This window comes from Ignatzschineria rhizosphaerae (assembly GCF_022655595.1).
Classification (GTDB): Bacteria; Pseudomonadota; Gammaproteobacteria; order Cardiobacteriales; family Wohlfahrtiimonadaceae; genus Ignatzschineria; species Ignatzschineria rhizosphaerae.
Genome location: NZ_CP093379.1, coordinates 2,125,657 through 2,145,308 on the forward strand (window position 1 = coordinate 2,125,657; position 19,652 = coordinate 2,145,308).

Here is a 19,652-nt window from a genome sequence, read left to right on the forward strand (position 1 = left end):
ATATCTAGCATCCTGCAAGTTATAGTAAAATCGGTTTAAAAGTGACCGAATCATATTGCCGGCGCATCGATTATGAAAAGCGCAAGAATCGTTCTATTCCGGCATCGTACAAACGAATTTGATTCACGCCGTACGGTTTTGACTTTTAAAGCAGCATTTCTTAAACCTAGCCGACTATACGACTATAATAACTCGATTATCAATATCCATTCTACCTGAAACTATTATAAAAAAAGAGCATTCCCTTGATGAAAATGCTCTTGTAATAATGAATGTATAAAATAAAAAATATTAGCTATTAGCAACAACTAGAAATTATACTGGAAGAGGATGACCTTCGCGGCTCTCATCTACTCTTTCACGAAGTAATTTTCCTGGTTTAAAATGTGTCGTATATTTTCCGCTTAATTTTACTGCATCCCCAGTTTTTGGATTGCGACCGATTTTTGGCTCACGATAGCGCACAGAAAAACTACCAAAGCCACGGATTTCGATTCGGCCACCTTCCCCTAGAGTATCTGTAATATGCTCTAAAATTTTCTTCACACTCTTTTCAATCTCTGTTGATGAACAATGAGGGTATTTAGCACTGAGTCTTTGAACTAACTCCGATCTAGTCACGATATTTTCTCCTTAAAATATAGACTTAAAATTTGCAACTGATTTTCATCAGTTTTGGTAAATATATGTATATATTTGATAAATAATACAATCTATTAACTCATTAAGCAAGATCTAACGCCTATTATTTTTCGATTTTTCAGTTTAAAATCAAAGCCTTTATGACAAAAAACCGTGAGAATAACGCTTCTCACGGTTTCTTTACAAAAACATTTTTTTACAAAAATGAATTATTGTTGTTTCATTTGCTCTTTTAAGAGATCACCAAATGTTGTTGCAACTTGTGCTTCATTATTTGCGTAATCAGCAATATCTTGTGGGCTAACTTCGTCAACCGCTTTCACAGAAAGAACGATTGAACGGTTACGGCGATCAACGCTCATGAAACGTGCTTCAAGCTCATCACCAACGTTATAGATGTTACGAACATCTTCTACACGCTCAGAAGAGATCTCTGCTGCACGAAGGTTACCTTCAACACCATTACCTAAGTCAACAACTGCATATTTAGCATCAACTTCAGTAATAAGACCTTTCACAAGTGAACCTTTCTCGTGTTCTGCTAAGAATGAAGAGAATGGGTCTTGGTCAAGTTGTTTAATACCAAGTGAGATACGCTCACGCTCAGCATCAACTGCAAGTACCATTGCTTCAATCTCATCACCACGGCTGAAATCACGGATTGCTTCTTCACCAGGAACGCTCCATGAGATATCAGAAAGGTGAACAAGACCATCAATTCCGCCTTCAAGACCAATGAAGATACCGAAATCAGTGATTGATTTGATAGTACCTTTGATTTTGTCGTTCTTGTTGAATTTAACTTCAAACTCAGACCATGGGTTAGGCATACACTGTTTCATACCGAGTGAGATACGACGACGCTCTTCATCGATATCGAGAACCACAACACCAACTTCTTCACCAGCTGTAACAACTTTTGAAGGGTTAACGTTTTTGTTCGTCCAATCCATTTCTGAAACGTGAACAAGACCTTCGATACCTGGCTCAATCTCAACGAAGCAACCATAATCAGTAATGTTAGTAACTTTACCTTTAGTTTGGAGGCCTGCTGGGAAGCGCATTGCGATATCTTTCCATGGATCTTCACCAAGTTGTTTAAGACCAAGTGAAACACGGTTACGCTCTTTGTCGAACTTGAGAAGTTTAACTTCGATCTCTTGGTTGATCTCTACGATCTCAGATGGGTGACGAACACGTTTCCACGCCATATCTGTGATATGAAGTAAACCGTCGATACCACCAAGGTCAATAAACGCACCGTAGTCTGTAAGGTTCTTAACGATCCCTTTAACTACATCGCCTTCCTCAAGTGTTTTGAGGAGTTCTTCACGCTCTGCAGAATACTCTTCTTCAAGTACCGCGCGACGTGAAACAACGATGTTGTTGCGCTTTTGATCAAGTTTGATCACTTTAAGCTCAAGCTCTTTACCTTCAAGGTAAGCGATATCACGAACAGGACGAACATCAACTAATGAACCTGGTAAGAACGCACGTTCTGTACCGATATCAACAGTGAATCCACCTTTAACACGACCTGAGATAATACCTTTGATGATTTCATCATTTTCAAGTTTTTTCTCAAGGAACGCCCAAACTTCTGCACGTTTCGCTTTTTCACGTGAAAGACGAGTTTCACCGAAACCATCTTCAAGTGATTCAAGTACAACGTCAACTTTATCGCCAACTTGAACTTCTAACTCACCATTTAAATCTTGGAATTGTTCAGCTGGGATACGGCCTTCACTTTTAAGACCCGCATCTACGATTACAAAACCGTTTTCGATTTTAACAACCGTTGCTTTGATAATTCCACCGATTTCACGCGCTTGTTCTTCGGCAATTGATTGCTCAAATAATTCTGCAAAACTTAATGACATATAATTAAAAATGCATAGACATCTTTGGATTAATGATTAAAGTTATCTCAATTAAAGCATTGAGTCTTCCCTTAATCTCCCGCCTACGACTTGTTTAAAGTAAATAAAAAATTCACAAAGACGACTCCTCATCCGCCTTAAAATCTTAAAGCGACTTTGAAACCGATCTTCGTGAGACCAATAAATTCTTTCTATTTTATCAGATATACGCTGCTTTTATCTATTTAAATATAGATTAATTACCGTTTAGGAAAGGTTTTAATAACCGCTTCCCATGCTTTTTGCAATACATCTTCTACCCCAAGCTCTGATGTATCAATGATTAACGCATCTTCAGCTGGAATCAAAGGAGAAGCAGAACGTGAACGATCTCGCTCATCTCTTGCCTCCACTTCGGATAAAATTTGCTCTATATTAACGCAAATACCACTATCTAACAACTGCTTATATCGTCTTTCTGCACGTACTTTCGCACTTGCTGTTAAAAAGAGTTTTAATGGCGCCTTTGGAAATACAACCGTTCCCATATCACGACCATCTGCGATTAACCCCGGCATTTGCGCAAAATCGCGTTGTCTTTGCAGAAGATTTTCTCTGACCAATGGATGCTTAGCCACAATTGATGCGGCATTTCCTGTTGTTTCAGCGCGAATTAGTTTTGTCACCTCTTCATCTGCTAAATAGATCGCTAACTGATTACTCGTAACTTTAAAGGTTAATGGCAATGTTTTCGCTAATGCCGCAACTTGCATCTCATCTTCTAGATCAATCTCTTTTTTTAATGCGTAAACCGCAACAGCACGATAGATCGCACCTGAATCTAAAAAGTGCCACTGAAGCTTTTTAGCCAGCTCTAAAGAGAGCGTTCCTTTACCTACACCACTTGGGCCATCTACTGTAATAATATTTTGCATTTTGTTTCCTATATATGGAGCATCCTCTTTCTCAAAGGCTTTTAATCCTTTAAAAGCACTACGGAGATCACTTTATGCTACGCTAATCCTGTAAGTTTCACCCAAATTATTATATAAATAGTGGGTATTTTGATTAAACTATTATTGGCTATTGAAGAATTATTGATAATTTAGAGGCTATTGCCAATAGTAAAACAGCAGAATTAAAAATAGATAACAGGATAAATCAATGAAATTAACTATCGCAACTCGTGAAAGTCCATTAGCACTTTGGCAAGCAAACCATGTTAAAGCAGAGCTTCTTAAACATTTCCCAGAAATGGATGTAGAGCTTCTAGGGATGACCACAAAAGGCGATCAAATGCTCTCATCTCCTCTTAGTAAAATTGGGGGAAAAGGTCTTTTTATTAAAGAACTTGAAGTCGCTATGCTTGAAGGTCGTGCTGATATTGCTGTTCATTCCATGAAAGATGTCCCAATGTCTTCACAGCTTCCTGAGGGCTTTAGCGTGCCGGTCATCTTAAAGCGTGAAGATCCACGTGATGCGTTAATTTCTAAAACCTACAAATCTTTAGCAGATTTACCACAAGGCGCTATTGTCGGCTCTTGCTCATTAAGACGCCGAGCACAACTTTTAGCTATTCGCCCAGACCTTCAATTAAAAGATCTTCGCGGTAATGTAAATACCCGTTTGCAAAAGCTTGAAAATGGGGAATATGATGCCATTATCCTAGCTGCGGCGGGACTCATTCGCTTGGGCTTTGAAGATAAAATTACAGAATACTTAAGTGATGAGGTCTCTCTTCCGGCAGTTGGGCAAGGGGCGATCGGCATTGAGTGTGTCACTGCAAATGAAGAGGTGCGAAAAGCCATTGAAGCACTTAATGATAGAGAAACCTCTATCTGCGTCACCGCAGAGCGGGCATTTAACGCAAAACTTAATGGTGGCTGCCAAGCACCGATTGCAGGATTTGCACAGCTTTCTGCAGAGGGCTTACGTCTTCGTGGGCTAGTGGGCGATCTTGATAATGGAACAATTATCTTCCATGAAGTTCACGGCAAACCTGAAGATGCTGAAAAGCTTGGCATTGAACTTGCAGACAATTTACTATCACGCGGCGCAAAAGAGATCCTCGAAAAGATTTATGGCTAAACAAGATCAGACTTCTTCACTTCAAGAGATTGGCATTATTGTGACTCGTCCGAAAGGACAGTCACAAAGCTTTATTAATCGCCTACAAAATCGAGGTTATCAAGCTTTTGATCTTCCAGGGATCTTAATCGTTCCAACAAAAGACCAAAAAAAAGCCATCGATACATTGCAGCAAATCGATCAATACGATTATTGCCTTTTTACAAGCCCCAACTCTGTGAAGTTTGGCAAACGTCTGCAACTTGGTTTTGATAAAATTAAAGCCTTCATAGCCATTGGCTCTGGTACAGAAAATGCCTTAAAACCGTATCTCAATGGTAAAAAGATTTTAACGGCGCCAAAACCTTATACCTCTGAAGCTTTAGTTCAAACCCTAAAAGCCCATGGAATGCAAGATCAATCGGTCTTAATTGTTAGTGGTGAAGGCGGGAGAAGGCTCCTTGATAATGCAATTAATGAATTAGGGGGCAAAGGTCTCTATTGCGATGTTTATCGCCGAGAAGCCCCTTCTGATCTTGATGTTTCACAGATATTAAACTTTAAAAAAGAATCAGCAAATCATAGGCTTTATCTCATAATCTCTAGCCAAGAAGCATTCCTTAATCTTTTACCTACTATTGATAAGAGTGGTTTAAGACCTTTAATTGATGGTATCTTTGTAGGCAGTGAAAGATTAAAAAATATTGTCGAATCAGAAGGATTCGACAATGTTATTGTTGCAAGATCGGCACTTGAAAACGATCTTTGGCAAGCAATTGAAACAGAATTTTCCTCTCAGGCAGTCATACCCGACGCCCCTTTAACGATCATATCCGATAATAATAAGGAGCTCTCTATGAGTAAAGAGCAAAACAACAATGACGTCACGCTAGATGACAAAAATATTGATGACTCAGCGGATCAGGCTACTGATAATGCAAAAGCTGACAATCACGATTTAAATAAGCGCCAATCTAGGGAAGCAAATAATAAAAATCGCCGCGCTAAAAGAAAAAATAATCGTCATAACAACGATGCGCAAGCTTTAGAAGAAAATGACGATAAATCCCTCAATGGGAGCGCTAGCGATACGCTAAACTCACAAGCCTTTGAAAAAGAAGCGGTGGAACCTGAACAAAAGAGCGCTAATCAGCCAGAAAAGACCGCAAGTAAAGTTGAAGAGGAAAAAGTCGAAGCGAAAGAATCAACAGCCCTCGCTCCCAAAAAACAAGGACAATCCTTAACCTATCTCGCCCTTCTCATTGCACTTGGCGGTATCGGCTTAGGTGGTTTTGCTTATTATAAAGGGGTCATTGAACAAGAAGCTCGCTTTACCACAATGACACAAACCGTTGAGAGCGACAAAGCAACGATTAATGCTTTAAAATCAGAAATCTCTGCACTTGAAGCGAACTTAAAAACGCTTCAAGAAACCACAAAAAAGACGACTGAAACTGAAAAAGGTTCACTTCAAGATCAAGTCTCTCTTGTTGCCCAAAAACATGAATCACTGAATCAAGCGCTCGCTGATTCTGCGAAAAGTCTGCAAACTCAAATTGATAGCCTGAAAAAGACGCAACAATCGCTCATTGAGAAAAGTGATAGCATCGATAAGATTGCAACGGTTAGCAACCAAGCGATGACTATTGCCAATAACTTTGACAAAAAACTAGCAGAGCAAGAACTTGCACAATCTGTCGTGTTAAATGAAGCAAAAGAGCTTATTAGCACCATTAAAAACATTACTGATCTTGAGATGCTTCGCACCACAGAAGTCGATTACTTGTTAAAAGTTGCTATTCAAAAAGTTCAATTTGATAAAGATTACCAAATTGCCGGTAGCCTTCTCTCTTCTGCGCTTGATCGTTTAAATCAAATTAATAGCATTAATTTTTCTGAAACCAAACGATTACTTGCTGAAAATATTGAAGCACTTCAATCTTTAAAATCAGTCGATCTTATAACAGTCTCTAATCGTCTTGATAAAATCGCAGCGCTTATTCAACAAGCGCCCTTAAAAGATGATAGTGCACTATTGAATCTTAAAAATGAGATCTTCAATCAAGGCACGCCTGAAGGAGAGAGTTGGAGTGAAAAACTCACAAGCTCCTTAAAACATCTCATCGTTATTGAAAATAAACGCACTGAAGTGCCTGAACTCATGGCAAAAGATGATCGTTTCTTCTTAGGACAAAATATTCAGCTAGAGCTTTCGGCAGCAAAAGTGGCGATGTTACAAGATCAATATGCGATTTTTGAAAAAAGCCTTAAAACCGTTCAAAACTGGATTAAGACCTATTACGATGAAGATAATGCGGATGTGCGTGAAGCTATTCAGCAAATTCAGTGGCTATTAGATGCACCATTACAAGTAACCCCACCCAATATTGAACGAACCTTCACAGATTTCGAAGCAACCCTTCGAGCATACAAAGGAGCGTAAATCATGGGTAAACTATTTAAAACTGTCGGATGGATTCTTCTCATCCCCTTACTTGCCATATTGCTCTTTCTAATTGTCAAAGATGATGCTGGGCACGTTCTCATCACCGGAACATTCCCAATTATCGGCCCTAAAACTATTAACACGACGATTATTGGAGGGCTACTATTTGGAGCCATTGGCATTATCGCTGCTTACATTGTGATTAGAATTATTATCACAATTTTCAGTACCCCGAGCATTATGCGTAAGTTTTCACTTAACCGCCGTGCTAAAACTGCTGAAAAACAGTATAACCAAGCAGAGCTGGCGCTTTTAGAAAATAAACCCGCCGTTGCCGAAGATCTCTTTTTGACTGCCGCAAAGGGGAGTAAAAGCCCGAACCTTTGTTATCTAGGGGCAGCTCGCGCAGCGCAATTACTTCATAAAAGTGATCGAAGAGATCGTTACCTTCGTGAAATCGATCTATCAGAATCAAAACATGATCGAGAATACGCAGAAGTAAAACGCGCAGAGTTGCTAATAGAAGCTGGAGAAAATGATAAAGCAGAATCCCTTTTAAAAGACCTCCTTACCCGTTATAAAAACTATCCGGCAACGCTTCTTTTAGCGGTATCTCTACAACGTCAAGGCAAGCATGAAGCGCTCTTTAGATTACTCCCTGATCTACAAAAAGCCCTGCCTCGCTTAACACCTAGTCGTGAGATTACCCAATATACCCAAGATATCTACTGTGCACTTTTTGATTATGCGAGCCGCATCAGTAAAGAGTCTGATCAGCTACGTTTAGTTTGGAGTAAAATCCCCAAATATCTGCGCCAAGATCCTACGATTCTTATTCACTACGCTAATCGCTTACTTGATGTCAGCGATACCAAACGCGCCGAAGAGTTACTGCGTAAAGAGATCTTAAAAACTCAAGATGAGCGCTTAATTATGGCGTATGCCCATCTCTACCGAGGAGATCAACCTCAACTTTTAAAATATGCTAAGCGTTTTAATGAAAGTCAGCCAGATAGCGCAATTACACAATATACATTAGCGCACATGCTCTTTAGAAGTCAGCAATATGAAGAGGCAAAAATACATCTAGAAAAAACATTGCAACTAGATCCTCACTTTGTCAAAGCCTATCGCTTACTCGGCGAAATCAAGCTTATTGAAAATGATGAAAAAGGGGCATTAATTGCGTTTAAAGAAGCGATGAGCCTCATGCTTGATGAGCGCCCAAAAGATGTCATACCTGTGGATGGCGATCTGTTAATTGCTTCAACTGAAAAAATTGGGACAGCAGTAGATGATGCGCTTGATGCAGAAATTATCGATTCTCATAATGATGATACAAAAGAGAATGAAGTAGAAAACTCTTCAGATACTGATACGCCTAATAACCCAGATCCTCGAAGAACTTTATAATTCCAATTCCCTGACAAGAACGTCAATATCAATTGGGAATTAACTTTAAAAGATGAGTATTTATACTCATCTTTTTTATTGTGCATAATCTACCCTTTATAGTGAAACACGTTCAAAACAGGCTGATTTAAATGCCGAAGTATCGGCTATTAACAATATGAAATATGTTCTATCCGGCATCTTGAAAACACTGGTTTAATACGTACCTTTATAGATTTATGCAAGGCTGGAGGGAATGTTTCGTGTTCTTTCTAAAATCCCGTGCCAGCTGTTTAAGACTTGCTTTTCTTAAACCGAATTGACTATAAAAGTCACTGAATCAGATTGCCGGCGCATCGGTTATGAGAAGTACAATAATCATTCTATCTGCCATTGTGCAAGTTGGCTTGATTCACACGGCATACTGTTTTACTTTTAGTTTTAGTTTTAGTTTTAGTTTTAGTTTTAGTTTTAGTTTTAGTTTTAGTTTTAGTTTTAAAATAGTGTTTCTTGAATCGAATTGACTATATAAACGCTTTCCCCCTTTTTTTATAGAAAGTGATACGATAAAACCTTCTGTTTTATTGAATCGACGCAAACCATCATGCATATCACCTTTAATCAAAAATCTTTAAATCTCTCTACGCCTAAAATTATGGGGATCCTTAATTTAACGCCCAACTCCTTCTCTGATGGAGGGGATTACTTTGATCCTGAAAAGGCACTTGATCGAGCTTATGAGATGATTGAAGATGGTGCGGATATTTTAGATATTGGTGCTGAATCGACCAACCCTAAAGCAGATCCCATTACAAGCGAGGAAGAGATCAGTCGTCTATTGCCGGTCATTCGCAAATTAAAGCAGCATATTAAAGTTCCTCTCTCCATCGATACCTTTAGAACAAATACGATGCAATCGATGATCAATGAAGGAGTCGATATCATTAATGATGTCACGGCCCTAAGCGATTCTGGTGCTTTAGAAGTCGTTGCAAATTCCAACGCAGCAATTGTTTTAATGCATATGCTCGGCAATCATGAAAAGATGCATATTAAAGGGGATTATAGTGCTCAAGGAGGGGTTACTCAAGCCGTTATCACAAAGCTTGAAGAGAAAGCAGCCCTCTGTATTCAGAGCGGCATTGAAGCTTCACGCATTATTTTAGATCCCGGATTTGGCTTTGATAAAACGCCAGAAGAGCAGCTCTCACTTCTTAAAGAGCTCGACCAAGTCACGACCTCTCCTTATCCCTATCTTGTCGGGGTCTCACGAAAACGCTTTATTGGGACTATTACGAATGTTGATATGGCGAAAGATCGTCTTGCCGGCAATCTAGCGGTTGCGCTATGGAGCATTGAAAAAGGCGCAAAAATCCTCCGTGTCCATGATGTTAAAGCCACTAAGGAAGCCTTTTTAATGTGGTTAGCCATGCAAAATGCGGCTCCCTCATCCTTATAACTTCGTGGAAAGCCAACGTGAAATGCCGTAAAAAATTTTATAACATTTCACTGGCTGAGCACATGATCTAATTCAGCGCCTCGGTCATCACAAGTTAACTCGCAACTTGAAATACTAACCTTTTTGCCGTTTTTTGTGTCCATAATATTTCAACATCTTCTAAAGATGCAACTTCATACTCAATTTTAAGATTGCCCTTCACCGCCTCTCTTAAAATCTGCATCACAATATTTTCTAATAGCTCCTTAGGCGGAAAATTACCAGTACCACTTCCTAAGATCGTTAAAAAACTACTACGGAAAACTCCAGAAGCTAACTGAATTTCGCTGCCGGCAAGTGCCCCCACGGAAACATAACGAATACCTCGCTCCCCTGCTTTCTCATCTACTTTTAGGCTTTTAGTCATTAGTGCTTTTATCAATAGTTCAGCGGGTCTGCCCCAAAGATAATCCACCACAATATCAATCCCTCGCTTTGCTAAGCGTTGAAACTCTGCAAACAATAGCGCCTCATCTTGCTCTGTATCGATATATTCGTCAGCAATCAAACTCATCAATCCGCTACGTTTACGGCCTACCGCAATCACTTTTTTAGCCCCTAATAATTTCGCAATCGCCAATGCTTGTTTCCCAGTATCACCGGTTGCGCCCATAATTAGCACCGTTTCTCCCCGTACCATTTTTGCGCGCCAAGCAAGGGGAAGCCATGCACCAATAGCAGGGTTAATCAGCGCTGCAACCATATCGGTATCAAGCCCTTCTGGAATATTGACCATCATTGATGCCGGCGCATACTCTGCCATTGCCCCAAACTGACTTGAAGTCGTTTGGAAATAGACCTTCTCACCTTTATCATTGATTCCAACACCATCTGTACCACAAACAACGGGGAGACTTTCTGATGATGGGCTACTGTAATGAGTCCCGGCAACAATCGCCCGATCTAACTGCTTTAAAGATGATGCGAGAACCCTTACGATTCCCTCGTTATCCTGCGCTACCGGCATTTGGAATTGCTGATATTTTGGTGCTTGACCTAGCTGCGTGATGACAGCGGCTTGCATTTTTGCCATGATTATCCTCTTTCAATAAAGTTTTTATCAATGTCGCGTTATAATATAAGTAATCACTTATATTTGAAACTTACATTTTCTTTAGAAAAAAATCATGAATGAAATATCGTTAAAGCCCCTAAAAACACCTACACAAGAGAGATCATGGGCAACTTACCATGCTATTTTAGAAGCCACTACTCACATTTTAATTGAGCAAGGATATAAAACGCTTACCACAAATCATGTCGCTGATCGTGCAGGAGTGAGCATCGCTTCGCTCTATCAATACTTTCCTAACAAAGAATCTCTCGTCGCCACATTACATACCAATCACGCTAAACAGACCCGAAATACCATCAATGAGATACTAAAAAAAGCAAAAAATAGCTCAACAGCGACCATGATTGACCTTTTTGTTGATGCGATGGTCAAAGCACATAGTGATAATCCAGAGCTCCACCGTGTTTTTCAAGAAGAGATTCCTAGGTTACTCAAGACTGCCATTTTAAAAGAGGGGAATGATCAATTTTTAGAAACGATCGCACTGATTACTCAAAATACAGATTTACCATCAATCTCTGCTAAAGATTTAGCGTGGACAATCCGCATTATGACTCACTCCATTATTCACCAAGGGATTATTGATCGCAAAGATGATCTTTTATCCGGCAAGATTAATAGAGAACTTAAAATGATGCTCCATAAATTGCTCTTATAGCACTACCAGATATTTACCAGTAACTATTGCGATGCACAGCCCTAATTCATCACTAACCCTCCATCGACCATAATATTTTGTCCTGTTACACCTCGGCTCCAAGGAGATGCAAAATAGAGTACGGTATCTGCAACCTCTGCGGGCGTCGTGACTTTCCCTAAAGGGGTATTTTGCGCAATCATCTTAAAAACATCTTCAGAAGTTGCACTACTTGCATCTGTCGTCTGAAGCAAACCTCCACTAACCATATTCACGTTGATACCAAACACTCCAAGCTCTTTTGCCATGTTTCGAGTAAAGGAAAGGAGTGCTGATTTTGCCGTATTATAATCGTGATAAGGCACCACAGGATTTTGCACAAGATTGGTTCCAATATTAATAATCCGCCCAAATCTTGCCTCTTTCATATCCTTTAATCCTGCCTGAATAGTATTCAGAGAGCCTTGAATAGCACCTTCTAATTGCCCTAAGAAATCTTCCCAGGTAATGTTTTCAGCATTTTGGCGATTAACAGGATCAAATTTAAAATTAACAAGGGCATTATTCACAATTGTAGTAATTGGGACACCAAAAGCCCTTCTTGCTTGTTCAAATAACTCCCTCATCGCTTCCCGATCACGAATATCTCCCTGTAGAGCTATCACTTGCTTCTCATCATGAGTATTTAATTCTGTCACTAATGCCTCTGCTTGCGTCTTATTTTGATAAAAATTGATGACTACTTTTGCTCCTTCTCGTGCAAAAGAACGAACGATCTGAGCCCCTAATCCACGATTCCCACCGGTTACTAACACAATTTGATCTTCAAATTTCATACTCTTCCTTATTTCTTTCCATTTTTTCGGTATAATTCTCGTCTTAACTTCATTAAAAAATAAAGTAACACTGCTATGATCGAATTCCAAGGCCTCACTGTCCGCATGAATGCTAACGTCTTAATTGATGGGTTTAGCTTTTCTGTCACTCCTAAAATGCGTATTGGGCTTGTCGGTAAAAATGGGACCGGCAAAACAACACTCTTTAATACTATTTTAGGTCGACTTGAGCCAGATAAAGGGGAGATTCAAATCCCTAAAAATGCAGTCATGGCAGAAGTAGCGCAAGAGATCACCAATACCGAGCTCTCAGCTTTTGAATATATCTTAAGTGGAGATGAGGAACTTGTTCAGCTTCGAGTTGATGAGCTAAAAGCTCTGGAAGAAGGTGATGGCATGAAGATCAGTGATATCCATACGCGCCTTGAACAGATTGATGGCTACCGCGCTGATAGCCGTGCTTACCAGCTTCTTGATGGTCTTGGCTTTAAAGCGGAAGATTATCATAAAAAAGTCAAAGAGTTCTCTGGTGGTTGGAGAATGCGCCTCAATATTGGTAAAGCCTTAATGTGCCGCTCGGATATTTTGCTCTTAGATGAACCCACCAACCACTTAGACTTTGAAACGGTTGTTTGGGTTGAAGATTGGCTCAAGCAATATGCCGGTATTTTAATTGTAATTTCCCACGACAGAGATTTCCTTGATAATATCTGCACCCATATCATTCATCTCTACCAACAAAAAGCAACGGCTTACACGGGTAACTACACAGCATTTTTACGCTTAAAAGCTGAAAAACTCGCGCATCAACAAGCACAATTTGAAAAAAATGAGAAAGTACGGGCGCATTTACAAAAATTCGTAGATCGCTTTAGCGCAAAGGCTACCAAAGCAAAACAAGCTCAAAGCCGCGTGAAAGCGCTTCAAAAGCTTGAAGATATTGCCCCCGTTGTCGCTGAAAATGAGTTTGCTTTTAGCTTCCAAACACCTGATCGCTTACCAGATCCCCTTATTCGTCTTGATGAAGTGAGCTTCACTTACGATGGTGCGCATAATATCTTAGAAAAAATCAACATGACCATTACGCCGGAAACTCGCATGGGAATTTTAGGACGTAATGGTGAGGGTAAATCCACGCTAATTAAGATGATCGCCGGCGAGAATTCCCCGACAGCGGGTAATATCATAGCGTCAGAACATCTTCGTGTCGGCTACTTCTCACAGCATCAAGTAGAATATCTTAATTTAGATGCAGATCCCGTTTGGCATATCTTACAGCTCGATAAAGAGACAACAATGCAAGAGGCTCGTAATTTCTTAGGCTCTTTTGGTTTTCATGGCGATAAGGTTTTAGAGAAAATTGCCCCCTTCTCTGGCGGTGAAAAAGCACGCCTTGCGTTAGCGATGATTGTCTTTCAAAAACCTAATCTACTCCTTCTTGACGAACCAACGAACCATTTAGATATCGAAATGCGCGAAGCGATTGCGATGGCACTTCAGGAATTTGAGGGCGGCGTCTTAATGGTTTCGCATGATGCTTCTCTCTTAGAGCTTTGTTGTGATCAGTTTGTCTTAGTCGCTAATAAAGGGCTGACAGAGTTTAAAGGTGACCTTGATGACTATCGCCAATATTTGATTGAACAAAATCGTGAAGCGAATCGGGCTGAAAAAAAAAGTCCAACAAATCAAGAAACAAAAACGGAAAAAATAGAAAGCACCACGACGAAATCGAAGCGTCAGCTTGATCGAGAAGAACGTAAAGAGCTACAAACTGAATTACGTCGTCTTACAAGAGAGACTGAGCAAGCAGAAAAGAGATTAGGAAAACTCACGGAGAAAATAGCAAAGATTGATGATGTTTTAGGTGATCCGACAACCTATGACACAAAATCACCAGAAGAGATTCAAATTCTCAATGATGAAAAACTGACATTAGAAAATGAGCAACTTACCCTAGAAGAAAACTGGCTAGAAGGCTCAGCGAAGATTGAAGAACTCAATGATCTCTTAGATATCAATAACTAACGTCTATTAAGCAACCTCAAAAGCCACCCTAAAAAGGGTGGCTTTTTTGTTATTAAATATCAATTTAGGAAAAAAAAAGAAAACTAGCATCATTCTCTATCAGACTCTGCCATCTGCTATCTCTTTAAAAAAACTTTAACATCTCAGCCATAAAACAGCCACAACCCATTGTTTTAACTATCTTTTAAGAAATATCTAAGAAGGGGTTAATAAATTTTCAAAAGTGACAGTTAAGATAAATTAAACTGTTCCATATTTAGTTAACTATTTTTCTATTTATTAGTTTTAAAAATCACCAATATATAATGAGGTATCAATAAAAATTATATAAATAGAGGAGCATAACTAATGAAGAAATATGATTCATCACGTCGAAAATTCATGCAAATATCCATTGCAACATCGACGATGCTACTAATCCCAAGAGCAGGTTTTAGCCAAACTCAAAACCATAATGAAATGTATGTACCACAATTTTTCAACCAAGAAGAGTGGAATTTTATTTGTGCAATTACGGATCAATTAATTCCTGAAGATGAGCTTGGCGGCGGAGCGATTGCGGCGGGTGTCCCTGAATTTATTGACCGGCAAATGCTCACCGATTATGGCACAGGCGCACTCTTTTACATGAGTGGTCCCTATCATATAGATGCTCTCCCTACATTAGGATATCAAGAACAATATGCCCCTAATGAGCTTTACCAGCATGCTATTGCTCAAATTAATCACTACCTACAACAAAAATATCAAAAACAATTTCCCGATCTAGATGCTGAAACGCAGATCCTCGTTATGAAAGAGTTAGAGGCAGGAACAATACCATTACAAGGGATTTCTTCTTCCACAACATTCTTTAATCTCCTTTGGAAAAACACCCAAGAAGGATTCTTCTCTGACCCTAAATATGGGGGAAATAAGCAGATGATGGGCTGGAAACTCTTAGGCTTTCCTGGGGCTCGCGCAGACTTTATGGATTTTGTCGACAAACCGGGAAAACCATATCCTTATGGGCCCGTTAATCTTGCAGGAAAAAGGGGGTAATCATGCTAACTAAAAAAGCTCAAAAAACAATGCCAAAGACCGATGTTGTCGTCATTGGTTTAGGGTGGACTGGCGCTATTATGTCTAAAGAGTTAGTCGATGCTGGTTTAAAGGTAGTAGCTTTAGAAAGAGGTGATCATCGCCCGACCTCAGAAGGTGCAGCTTATCCCGGCATTGCAGACGAACTCTCCCATGTGCAGCGCTTTAGACTATTTCAACGTATGAAAAATAGCACCGTTACCATTCGTTATAATGATGAGAGTGAAGCAGTTCCTTATCGCCAGCTGGGATCTTTCTATTTAGGAGAACATGTCGGTGGCTGCGGTTTTCACTGGAACGGCATGACTTGGCGTGCACTACCTGAGGATCTACAGATTCGCTCTAAATATATTGAAAAATATGGAGAAGACTTTATCCCTAAAGAGAGCACTATTCAAGATTATCCTGTTACTTATGAAGAACTAGAACCTCACTTTGAGATGTTTGAAAATGTGTGTGGTACTTCGGGGCAAGCTGGCAATCTTAATGGAAAAATAATAGAAGGAGGAAATCCTTTTGAATCTCCACGCGCCAATGATTATCCTAATGAGCCTTTAAAAACACTCTATAGTGGAAATATCTTTAAAAATGCTGCCAAAAAACTGGGGCTACACCCATTTCCAATCCCAGCCTCTAATGCATCAAAACCCTTCACCAACCCCTATGGCGTTCGTTTAGGGCCTTGTAATTACTGTGGATTTTGTGAAGATTTTGGCTGCTATATGTACTCTAAAGCAAGCCCACAGACAACTATTTTACCGGCATTAATTCCAGACCCTAATTTTGAACTTAGAACCCAATCTGAGGTCATTAAGATCAATACAAATGACGCCAAAGATAGAGCGACAGGAGTGACCTATGTTGATAAAAATGGAGATTTAGTCTTTCAACCGGCGGATATGGTATTGCTCTGCGCCTTTCAGATTCACAACGTTCGACTATTACTGGTTTCAAAAATTGGAGAGCCCTATAATCCTCAAACAGGAAATGGCGTTGTCGGCAAGAACTTTGCCTATCAATACAATACAAGCGCCACTATTTACTTAAAAGAAGGGGCAATTAATAACCCCTTTATTGGTGCGGGCGCATCTGGAACGGTTATTGATGACTTTAATGGTTTAAACTTTGATCATCGAGAAGGAAACTTTATTGGGGGCGCTTATATTGCCGCAACAAATACAGGCGGCCGCCCCATTGCTCAAACCCATACGGCGCCAGGAACACCAAACTGGGGAGCTGGCTGGAAACAGGGGAAAAAAGAGGGATATCAACGAACCATTAGTCTCAATGCTGAAGGGTCGGTCTTATCTTATAAAGATGCGTATATTGACCTTGACCCAACTTACACAGATCGCTTTGGTATTCCACTTGCAAGGATGACTTTTAACTGGCACGACAACGAATACCGTCAAGGGGATTATATGGCAAAACAGCTCACAAAAATCTGTGAAGCTATGGAGAATGTCGAATCTTTTAGTGTGCAAAAAATCACAGGCGACTGGGATACTAGAAACTATCAATCAACCCATATTACCGGAGGTGCAATTACGGGAGATAGCCCTAAAAATAGTGTTGTTAATAAATATCTACAATCTTGGGACATTCCTAATCTATTTATTTATGGCGCTTCAGCCTTTCCACAAAATTTATCTTATAACCCCACAGGATTAGTCGGCGCACTTGCCTATCATTCGGCAAAAGCTATTAAAGAGCGTTATCTCTCTAATCCTGGGCCGCTCGTTAAATAGGAGTACACTATGAAAATCTCTTCAATCATTACTCGTAGCTTGCTCATCATTTTGGGACTTGGGGTAATACTAATCATTTTTTTAAACATTTATAAAGGCCCTACATCTCAACTTCAACTGACAGATCAATCGCCCTCAAAGGCCCTTATTGATCAAGGTGCTTATCTCGCACAAATAGGAGATTGCACCTCATGTCATACATCAGATACAAAACAGCCTTTCGCCGGCGGTGTTCCATTTGAAATGCCGATAGGCACTGTTTATTCACCAAATATTACGCCAGATAAAACCCATGGGATTGGGAACTACTCTTTAGAAGAATTTGATAATGCTATTCGCTATGGCATTCGTAAAGATGGAAAATCTCTCTATCCAGCGATGCCTTTTCCTGATTATGCCGTTATTTCAGAGGCAGATATCAAAGCGCTCTATGCTTATTTTATGAATAGTGTTCAACCTTCTGCAACCCCCAGAGTGAAAGCAGAAATAACATGGCCATTATCAATGCGCTGGCCATTAACCGCATGGCGATTAATGTTTTCACCAACGCCAAAAGAGTTTGATACCTCACGATACCCAACATCTCAAATCGCTCGAGGTGCGTACCTTGTGCAAGGTTTAGGTCACTGTGGTAGCTGTCATACTCCTCGCAGTTTAACCTTAAATGAAAAAGGCTATAATGAATCAGATCCTGCCTTTCTCTCCGGCAGTAATGTCGCTATTGATGGCTGGGTACCCATCAATCTCCGTGGAGATCATATTACTGGTTTAGGAGATATTAGCGCAGATGAGCTTGCGATCCTTTTATGGAGCGGTAGAAGTGAACGTCATGCTGTTTTTGGGGGGATGAGAGAAGTAGTTGATAATTCTTTACAATTTGCAACCAAAGACGATATCATATCTATAGCAAAGTACCTTAAAACGTTGTCTCCTGTAAACTCGTTAAATCCCCCCTTTGTGTATGATGAAACGACTCATCTAGCGCTAAGCTCAGGTAATGATTCTATGCGAGGAGCGAGTATTTATCTCGATGCTTGCGCTGCATGTCATAGAACAACAGGACTTGGGTATTCAGAAGTCTTTCCTGCCCTTGCAGGAAATCCTTCGGTACAAGCAGATAAAATTGACTCTCTTGTCAAAATTATCGCAGAAGGTAGCACCCTGCATGGCACAGAACATGCGCTTACAACCTTCGTCATGCCAAATGAATTGAACGATCGTTTAAATGATACTGATATTGCAGATGTCCTAACCTTTATCCGTACCAGCTGGGGAAATCAAGGAAAAGCTGTATCATTAAAAGATGTCCAAACAATCTTAAAACATTAATTTGTTTTAAGTACTACGAAGTCTTTGAAAATGATTCATTCATCGCCTTAGACTTCTTAAATTTATCTGCTCTCATAAAAGGTTAACTCTCTCATGAATAAAACCTACCTCAAAATGCTTAAAATAGGCACCTTTGTCTCGGTTCTATTAGTTCTTTCAGGTTGTGACTTATCACTATTTAACCCCAAAGGTGAAATTGCTGAATATGAGAAATGGCTCGTCATATTTAGCGCCTTAATCATGTTAATCGTGATTATTCCTTGTATTTTTATGGCGATTATCTTCCCTTGGTGGTTTAGAGAATCGAATAAAAAGGCTAAATATACCCCTAATTGGCAGGAATCTAAGGTTCTTGAAAAATTTATGTGGGGTGTTCCTATTGCTATTATTGCAGTATTGGCCTTTGTTACCATTCAAAGCACGATAGATCTTAACCCTAAAAAACCGATCGAATCTCATAAAGAGGAGCTTGTGATTGAAGTTATCTCTATGGATTGGCAATGGCTATTTATCTATCCGGAAGAAAAGATCGCTACAATTAACAGCATCTATATCCCCACTCATCGCCCCCTTAAATTCAAACTCACCTCTCAAACCGTCATGAATGCTTTCTTTATTCCACAACTTGGAACACAACTTGATGTTATGTCTGGTATGGAAAATGTATTGCATCTCATTGCTAATGAAGAAGGCGTGTTTCCTGGTGCTTCTTATAACTATAGTGGAGCTGGTTATTCAGATATGAAATTTAAGGTCAATACCGTCTCCGAAGAGGAGTTTGATCAATGGGTTCTTACTCAACAAGCGAAAAATAGTCACCCATTAGATTGGGATAAGTATCAAGAATTTGTGAAAGAAACGCCTATTAACGCGCCAGAACAATTTTTCCACCCGGTTGAACAAGGTCTCTATTTACGGGTGATTTCCCAATTTTTTGATCTTAACCAATTGAAAGAGCATATGCACATGCAGATGCAACACCTTCATTCCGCTCAATAACTTACTTCAAATTCATCAA

Annotated in this window: 15 protein-coding genes; 10 read left to right on the forward strand and 5 right to left on the reverse strand. The window is 39.8% G+C overall.

Annotated features, from left to right (window positions below):
• Positions 1 to 315: 315 nt before the first annotated feature.
• The 3 genes from MMG00_RS09345 to cmk all read right to left on the reverse strand — a co-directional run bounded on the left by MMG00_RS09345 (position 316) and on the right by cmk (position 3,436).
• Positions 316 to 621 (reverse strand): integration host factor subunit beta, encoded by a 306-nt coding sequence (locus MMG00_RS09345; RefSeq protein ID WP_242147666.1) that lies wholly within the window; start codon positions 619 to 621, stop codon positions 316 to 318.
• A 230-nt stretch (positions 622 to 851) separates the two neighbouring features.
• Positions 852 to 2,522, reverse strand: coding sequence for a 30S ribosomal protein S1 (gene rpsA, locus MMG00_RS09350; RefSeq protein WP_242147668.1), 1,671 nt, complete (start codon positions 2,520 to 2,522; stop codon positions 852 to 854).
• A gap of 239 nt (positions 2,523 to 2,761) precedes the next feature.
• Positions 2,762 to 3,436, reverse strand: a complete 675-nt coding sequence (gene cmk, locus MMG00_RS09355) for a (d)CMP kinase (RefSeq protein WP_242147670.1) — start codon at positions 3,434 to 3,436, stop codon at positions 2,762 to 2,764.
• A gap of 229 nt (positions 3,437 to 3,665) precedes the next feature.
• Between cmk and hemC the strand changes: the two genes are divergently transcribed.
• The 4 genes from hemC to folP all read left to right on the forward strand — a co-directional run bounded on the left by hemC (position 3,666) and on the right by folP (position 9,865).
• The gene (hemC, locus tag MMG00_RS09360) at positions 3,666 to 4,589 is read left to right on the forward strand and encodes a hydroxymethylbilane synthase (RefSeq protein ID WP_242147672.1); all 924 of its coding nucleotides are present in this window, start codon (positions 3,666 to 3,668) and stop codon (positions 4,587 to 4,589) included.
• Positions 4,582 to 7,011 (forward strand): uroporphyrinogen-III synthase, encoded by a 2,430-nt coding sequence (locus tag MMG00_RS09365; protein WP_242147674.1) that lies wholly within the window; start codon positions 4,582 to 4,584, stop codon positions 7,009 to 7,011. The genes hemC and MMG00_RS09365 overlap by 8 nt, the downstream gene beginning before the upstream one ends.
• A gap of 3 nt (positions 7,012 to 7,014) precedes the next feature.
• On the forward strand, positions 7,015 to 8,427 hold the full coding sequence (locus MMG00_RS09370) for a heme biosynthesis HemY N-terminal domain-containing protein (RefSeq protein ID WP_242147676.1): 1,413 nt from the start codon (positions 7,015 to 7,017) through the stop codon (positions 8,425 to 8,427).
• Between the two features lie 583 nt (positions 8,428 to 9,010).
• Positions 9,011 to 9,865, forward strand: a complete 855-nt coding sequence (gene folP, locus MMG00_RS09375) for a dihydropteroate synthase (protein WP_242147678.1) — start codon at positions 9,011 to 9,013, stop codon at positions 9,863 to 9,865.
• A gap of 94 nt (positions 9,866 to 9,959) precedes the next feature.
• Here the strand turns inward: folP and MMG00_RS09380 are convergent, their stop codons facing one another.
• Positions 9,960 to 10,937, reverse strand: a complete 978-nt coding sequence (locus MMG00_RS09380) for a quinone oxidoreductase family protein (protein WP_242147680.1) — start codon at positions 10,935 to 10,937, stop codon at positions 9,960 to 9,962.
• 94 nt (positions 10,938 to 11,031) lie between these two features.
• Between MMG00_RS09380 and MMG00_RS09385 the strand changes: the two genes are divergently transcribed.
• Positions 11,032 to 11,637: a TetR/AcrR family transcriptional regulator gene (locus MMG00_RS09385; RefSeq protein ID WP_242147682.1), complete on the forward strand. Its 606-nt coding sequence runs from the start codon at positions 11,032 to 11,034 to the stop codon at positions 11,635 to 11,637.
• A gap of 41 nt (positions 11,638 to 11,678) precedes the next feature.
• On the opposite strand, the gene MMG00_RS09390 is transcribed toward MMG00_RS09385, so the two are convergent.
• Positions 11,679 to 12,452 (reverse strand): 3-oxoacyl-ACP reductase, encoded by a 774-nt coding sequence (locus tag MMG00_RS09390; RefSeq protein WP_242147684.1) that lies wholly within the window; start codon positions 12,450 to 12,452, stop codon positions 11,679 to 11,681.
• A 75-nt stretch (positions 12,453 to 12,527) separates the two neighbouring features.
• On the opposite strand from MMG00_RS09390, the gene MMG00_RS09395 reads away from it, so the two are divergent.
• From MMG00_RS09395 to cyoA, 5 genes are all read left to right on the forward strand, one after another.
• A complete protein-coding gene (locus MMG00_RS09395; protein ID WP_242147686.1) occupies positions 12,528 to 14,477 on the forward strand; it encodes an ATP-binding cassette domain-containing protein in 1,950 nt (649 codons plus the stop codon).
• A 348-nt stretch (positions 14,478 to 14,825) separates the two neighbouring features.
• On the forward strand, positions 14,826 to 15,518 hold the full coding sequence (locus tag MMG00_RS09400; protein ID WP_242147688.1) for a gluconate 2-dehydrogenase subunit 3 family protein: 693 nt from the start codon (positions 14,826 to 14,828) through the stop codon (positions 15,516 to 15,518).
• A 2-nt stretch (positions 15,519 to 15,520) separates the two neighbouring features.
• Positions 15,521 to 17,305 carry a GMC family oxidoreductase gene (locus MMG00_RS09405; protein WP_242147690.1) on the forward strand — a complete coding sequence of 595 codons (1,785 nt, stop codon included), beginning with the start codon at positions 15,521 to 15,523 and terminating at the stop codon, positions 17,303 to 17,305.
• 9 nt (positions 17,306 to 17,314) lie between these two features.
• Positions 17,315 to 18,634 carry a c-type cytochrome gene (locus tag MMG00_RS09410; RefSeq protein ID WP_242147692.1) on the forward strand — a complete coding sequence of 440 codons (1,320 nt, stop codon included), beginning with the start codon at positions 17,315 to 17,317 and terminating at the stop codon, positions 18,632 to 18,634.
• A gap of 93 nt (positions 18,635 to 18,727) precedes the next feature.
• Positions 18,728 to 19,633, forward strand: coding sequence for a ubiquinol oxidase subunit II (gene cyoA / locus MMG00_RS09415; protein ID WP_242147694.1), 906 nt, complete (start codon positions 18,728 to 18,730; stop codon positions 19,631 to 19,633).
• Positions 19,634 to 19,652 lie beyond the last annotated feature (19 nt).

Excerpts from the sequence above, each read along its gene's own strand:
- MMG00_RS09395 (WP_242147686.1), top strand. The coding sequence starts at position 12,528 with ATGATCGAATTCCAAGGCCTCACTGTCCGCATGAATGCTAACGTCTTA.
- MMG00_RS09400 (WP_242147688.1), top strand. The coding sequence starts at position 14,826 with ATGAAGAAATATGATTCATCACGTCGAAAATTCATGCAAATATCCATT.
- cyoA (WP_242147694.1), top strand. The coding sequence starts at position 18,728 with ATGAATAAAACCTACCTCAAAATGCTTAAAATAGGCACCTTTGTCTCG.
- cmk (WP_242147670.1), bottom strand. The coding sequence starts at position 3,436 with ATGCAAAATATTATTACAGTAGATGGCCCAAGTGGTGTAGGTAAAGGA.
- hemC (WP_242147672.1), top strand. The coding sequence starts at position 3,666 with ATGAAATTAACTATCGCAACTCGTGAAAGTCCATTAGCACTTTGGCAA.
- folP (WP_242147678.1), top strand. The coding sequence starts at position 9,011 with ATGCATATCACCTTTAATCAAAAATCTTTAAATCTCTCTACGCCTAAA.
- MMG00_RS09390 (WP_242147684.1), bottom strand. The coding sequence starts at position 12,452 with ATGAAATTTGAAGATCAAATTGTGTTAGTAACCGGTGGGAATCGTGGA.
- rpsA (WP_242147668.1), bottom strand. The coding sequence starts at position 2,522 with ATGTCATTAAGTTTTGCAGAATTATTTGAGCAATCAATTGCCGAAGAA.
- MMG00_RS09365 (WP_242147674.1), top strand. The coding sequence starts at position 4,582 with ATGGCTAAACAAGATCAGACTTCTTCACTTCAAGAGATTGGCATTATT.
- MMG00_RS09370 (WP_242147676.1), top strand. The coding sequence starts at position 7,015 with ATGGGTAAACTATTTAAAACTGTCGGATGGATTCTTCTCATCCCCTTA.
- MMG00_RS09380 (WP_242147680.1), bottom strand. The coding sequence starts at position 10,937 with ATGGCAAAAATGCAAGCCGCTGTCATCACGCAGCTAGGTCAAGCACCA.
- MMG00_RS09385 (WP_242147682.1), top strand. The coding sequence starts at position 11,032 with ATGAATGAAATATCGTTAAAGCCCCTAAAAACACCTACACAAGAGAGA.
- MMG00_RS09410 (WP_242147692.1), top strand. The coding sequence starts at position 17,315 with ATGAAAATCTCTTCAATCATTACTCGTAGCTTGCTCATCATTTTGGGA.
- MMG00_RS09405 (WP_242147690.1), top strand. The coding sequence starts at position 15,521 with ATGCTAACTAAAAAAGCTCAAAAAACAATGCCAAAGACCGATGTTGTC.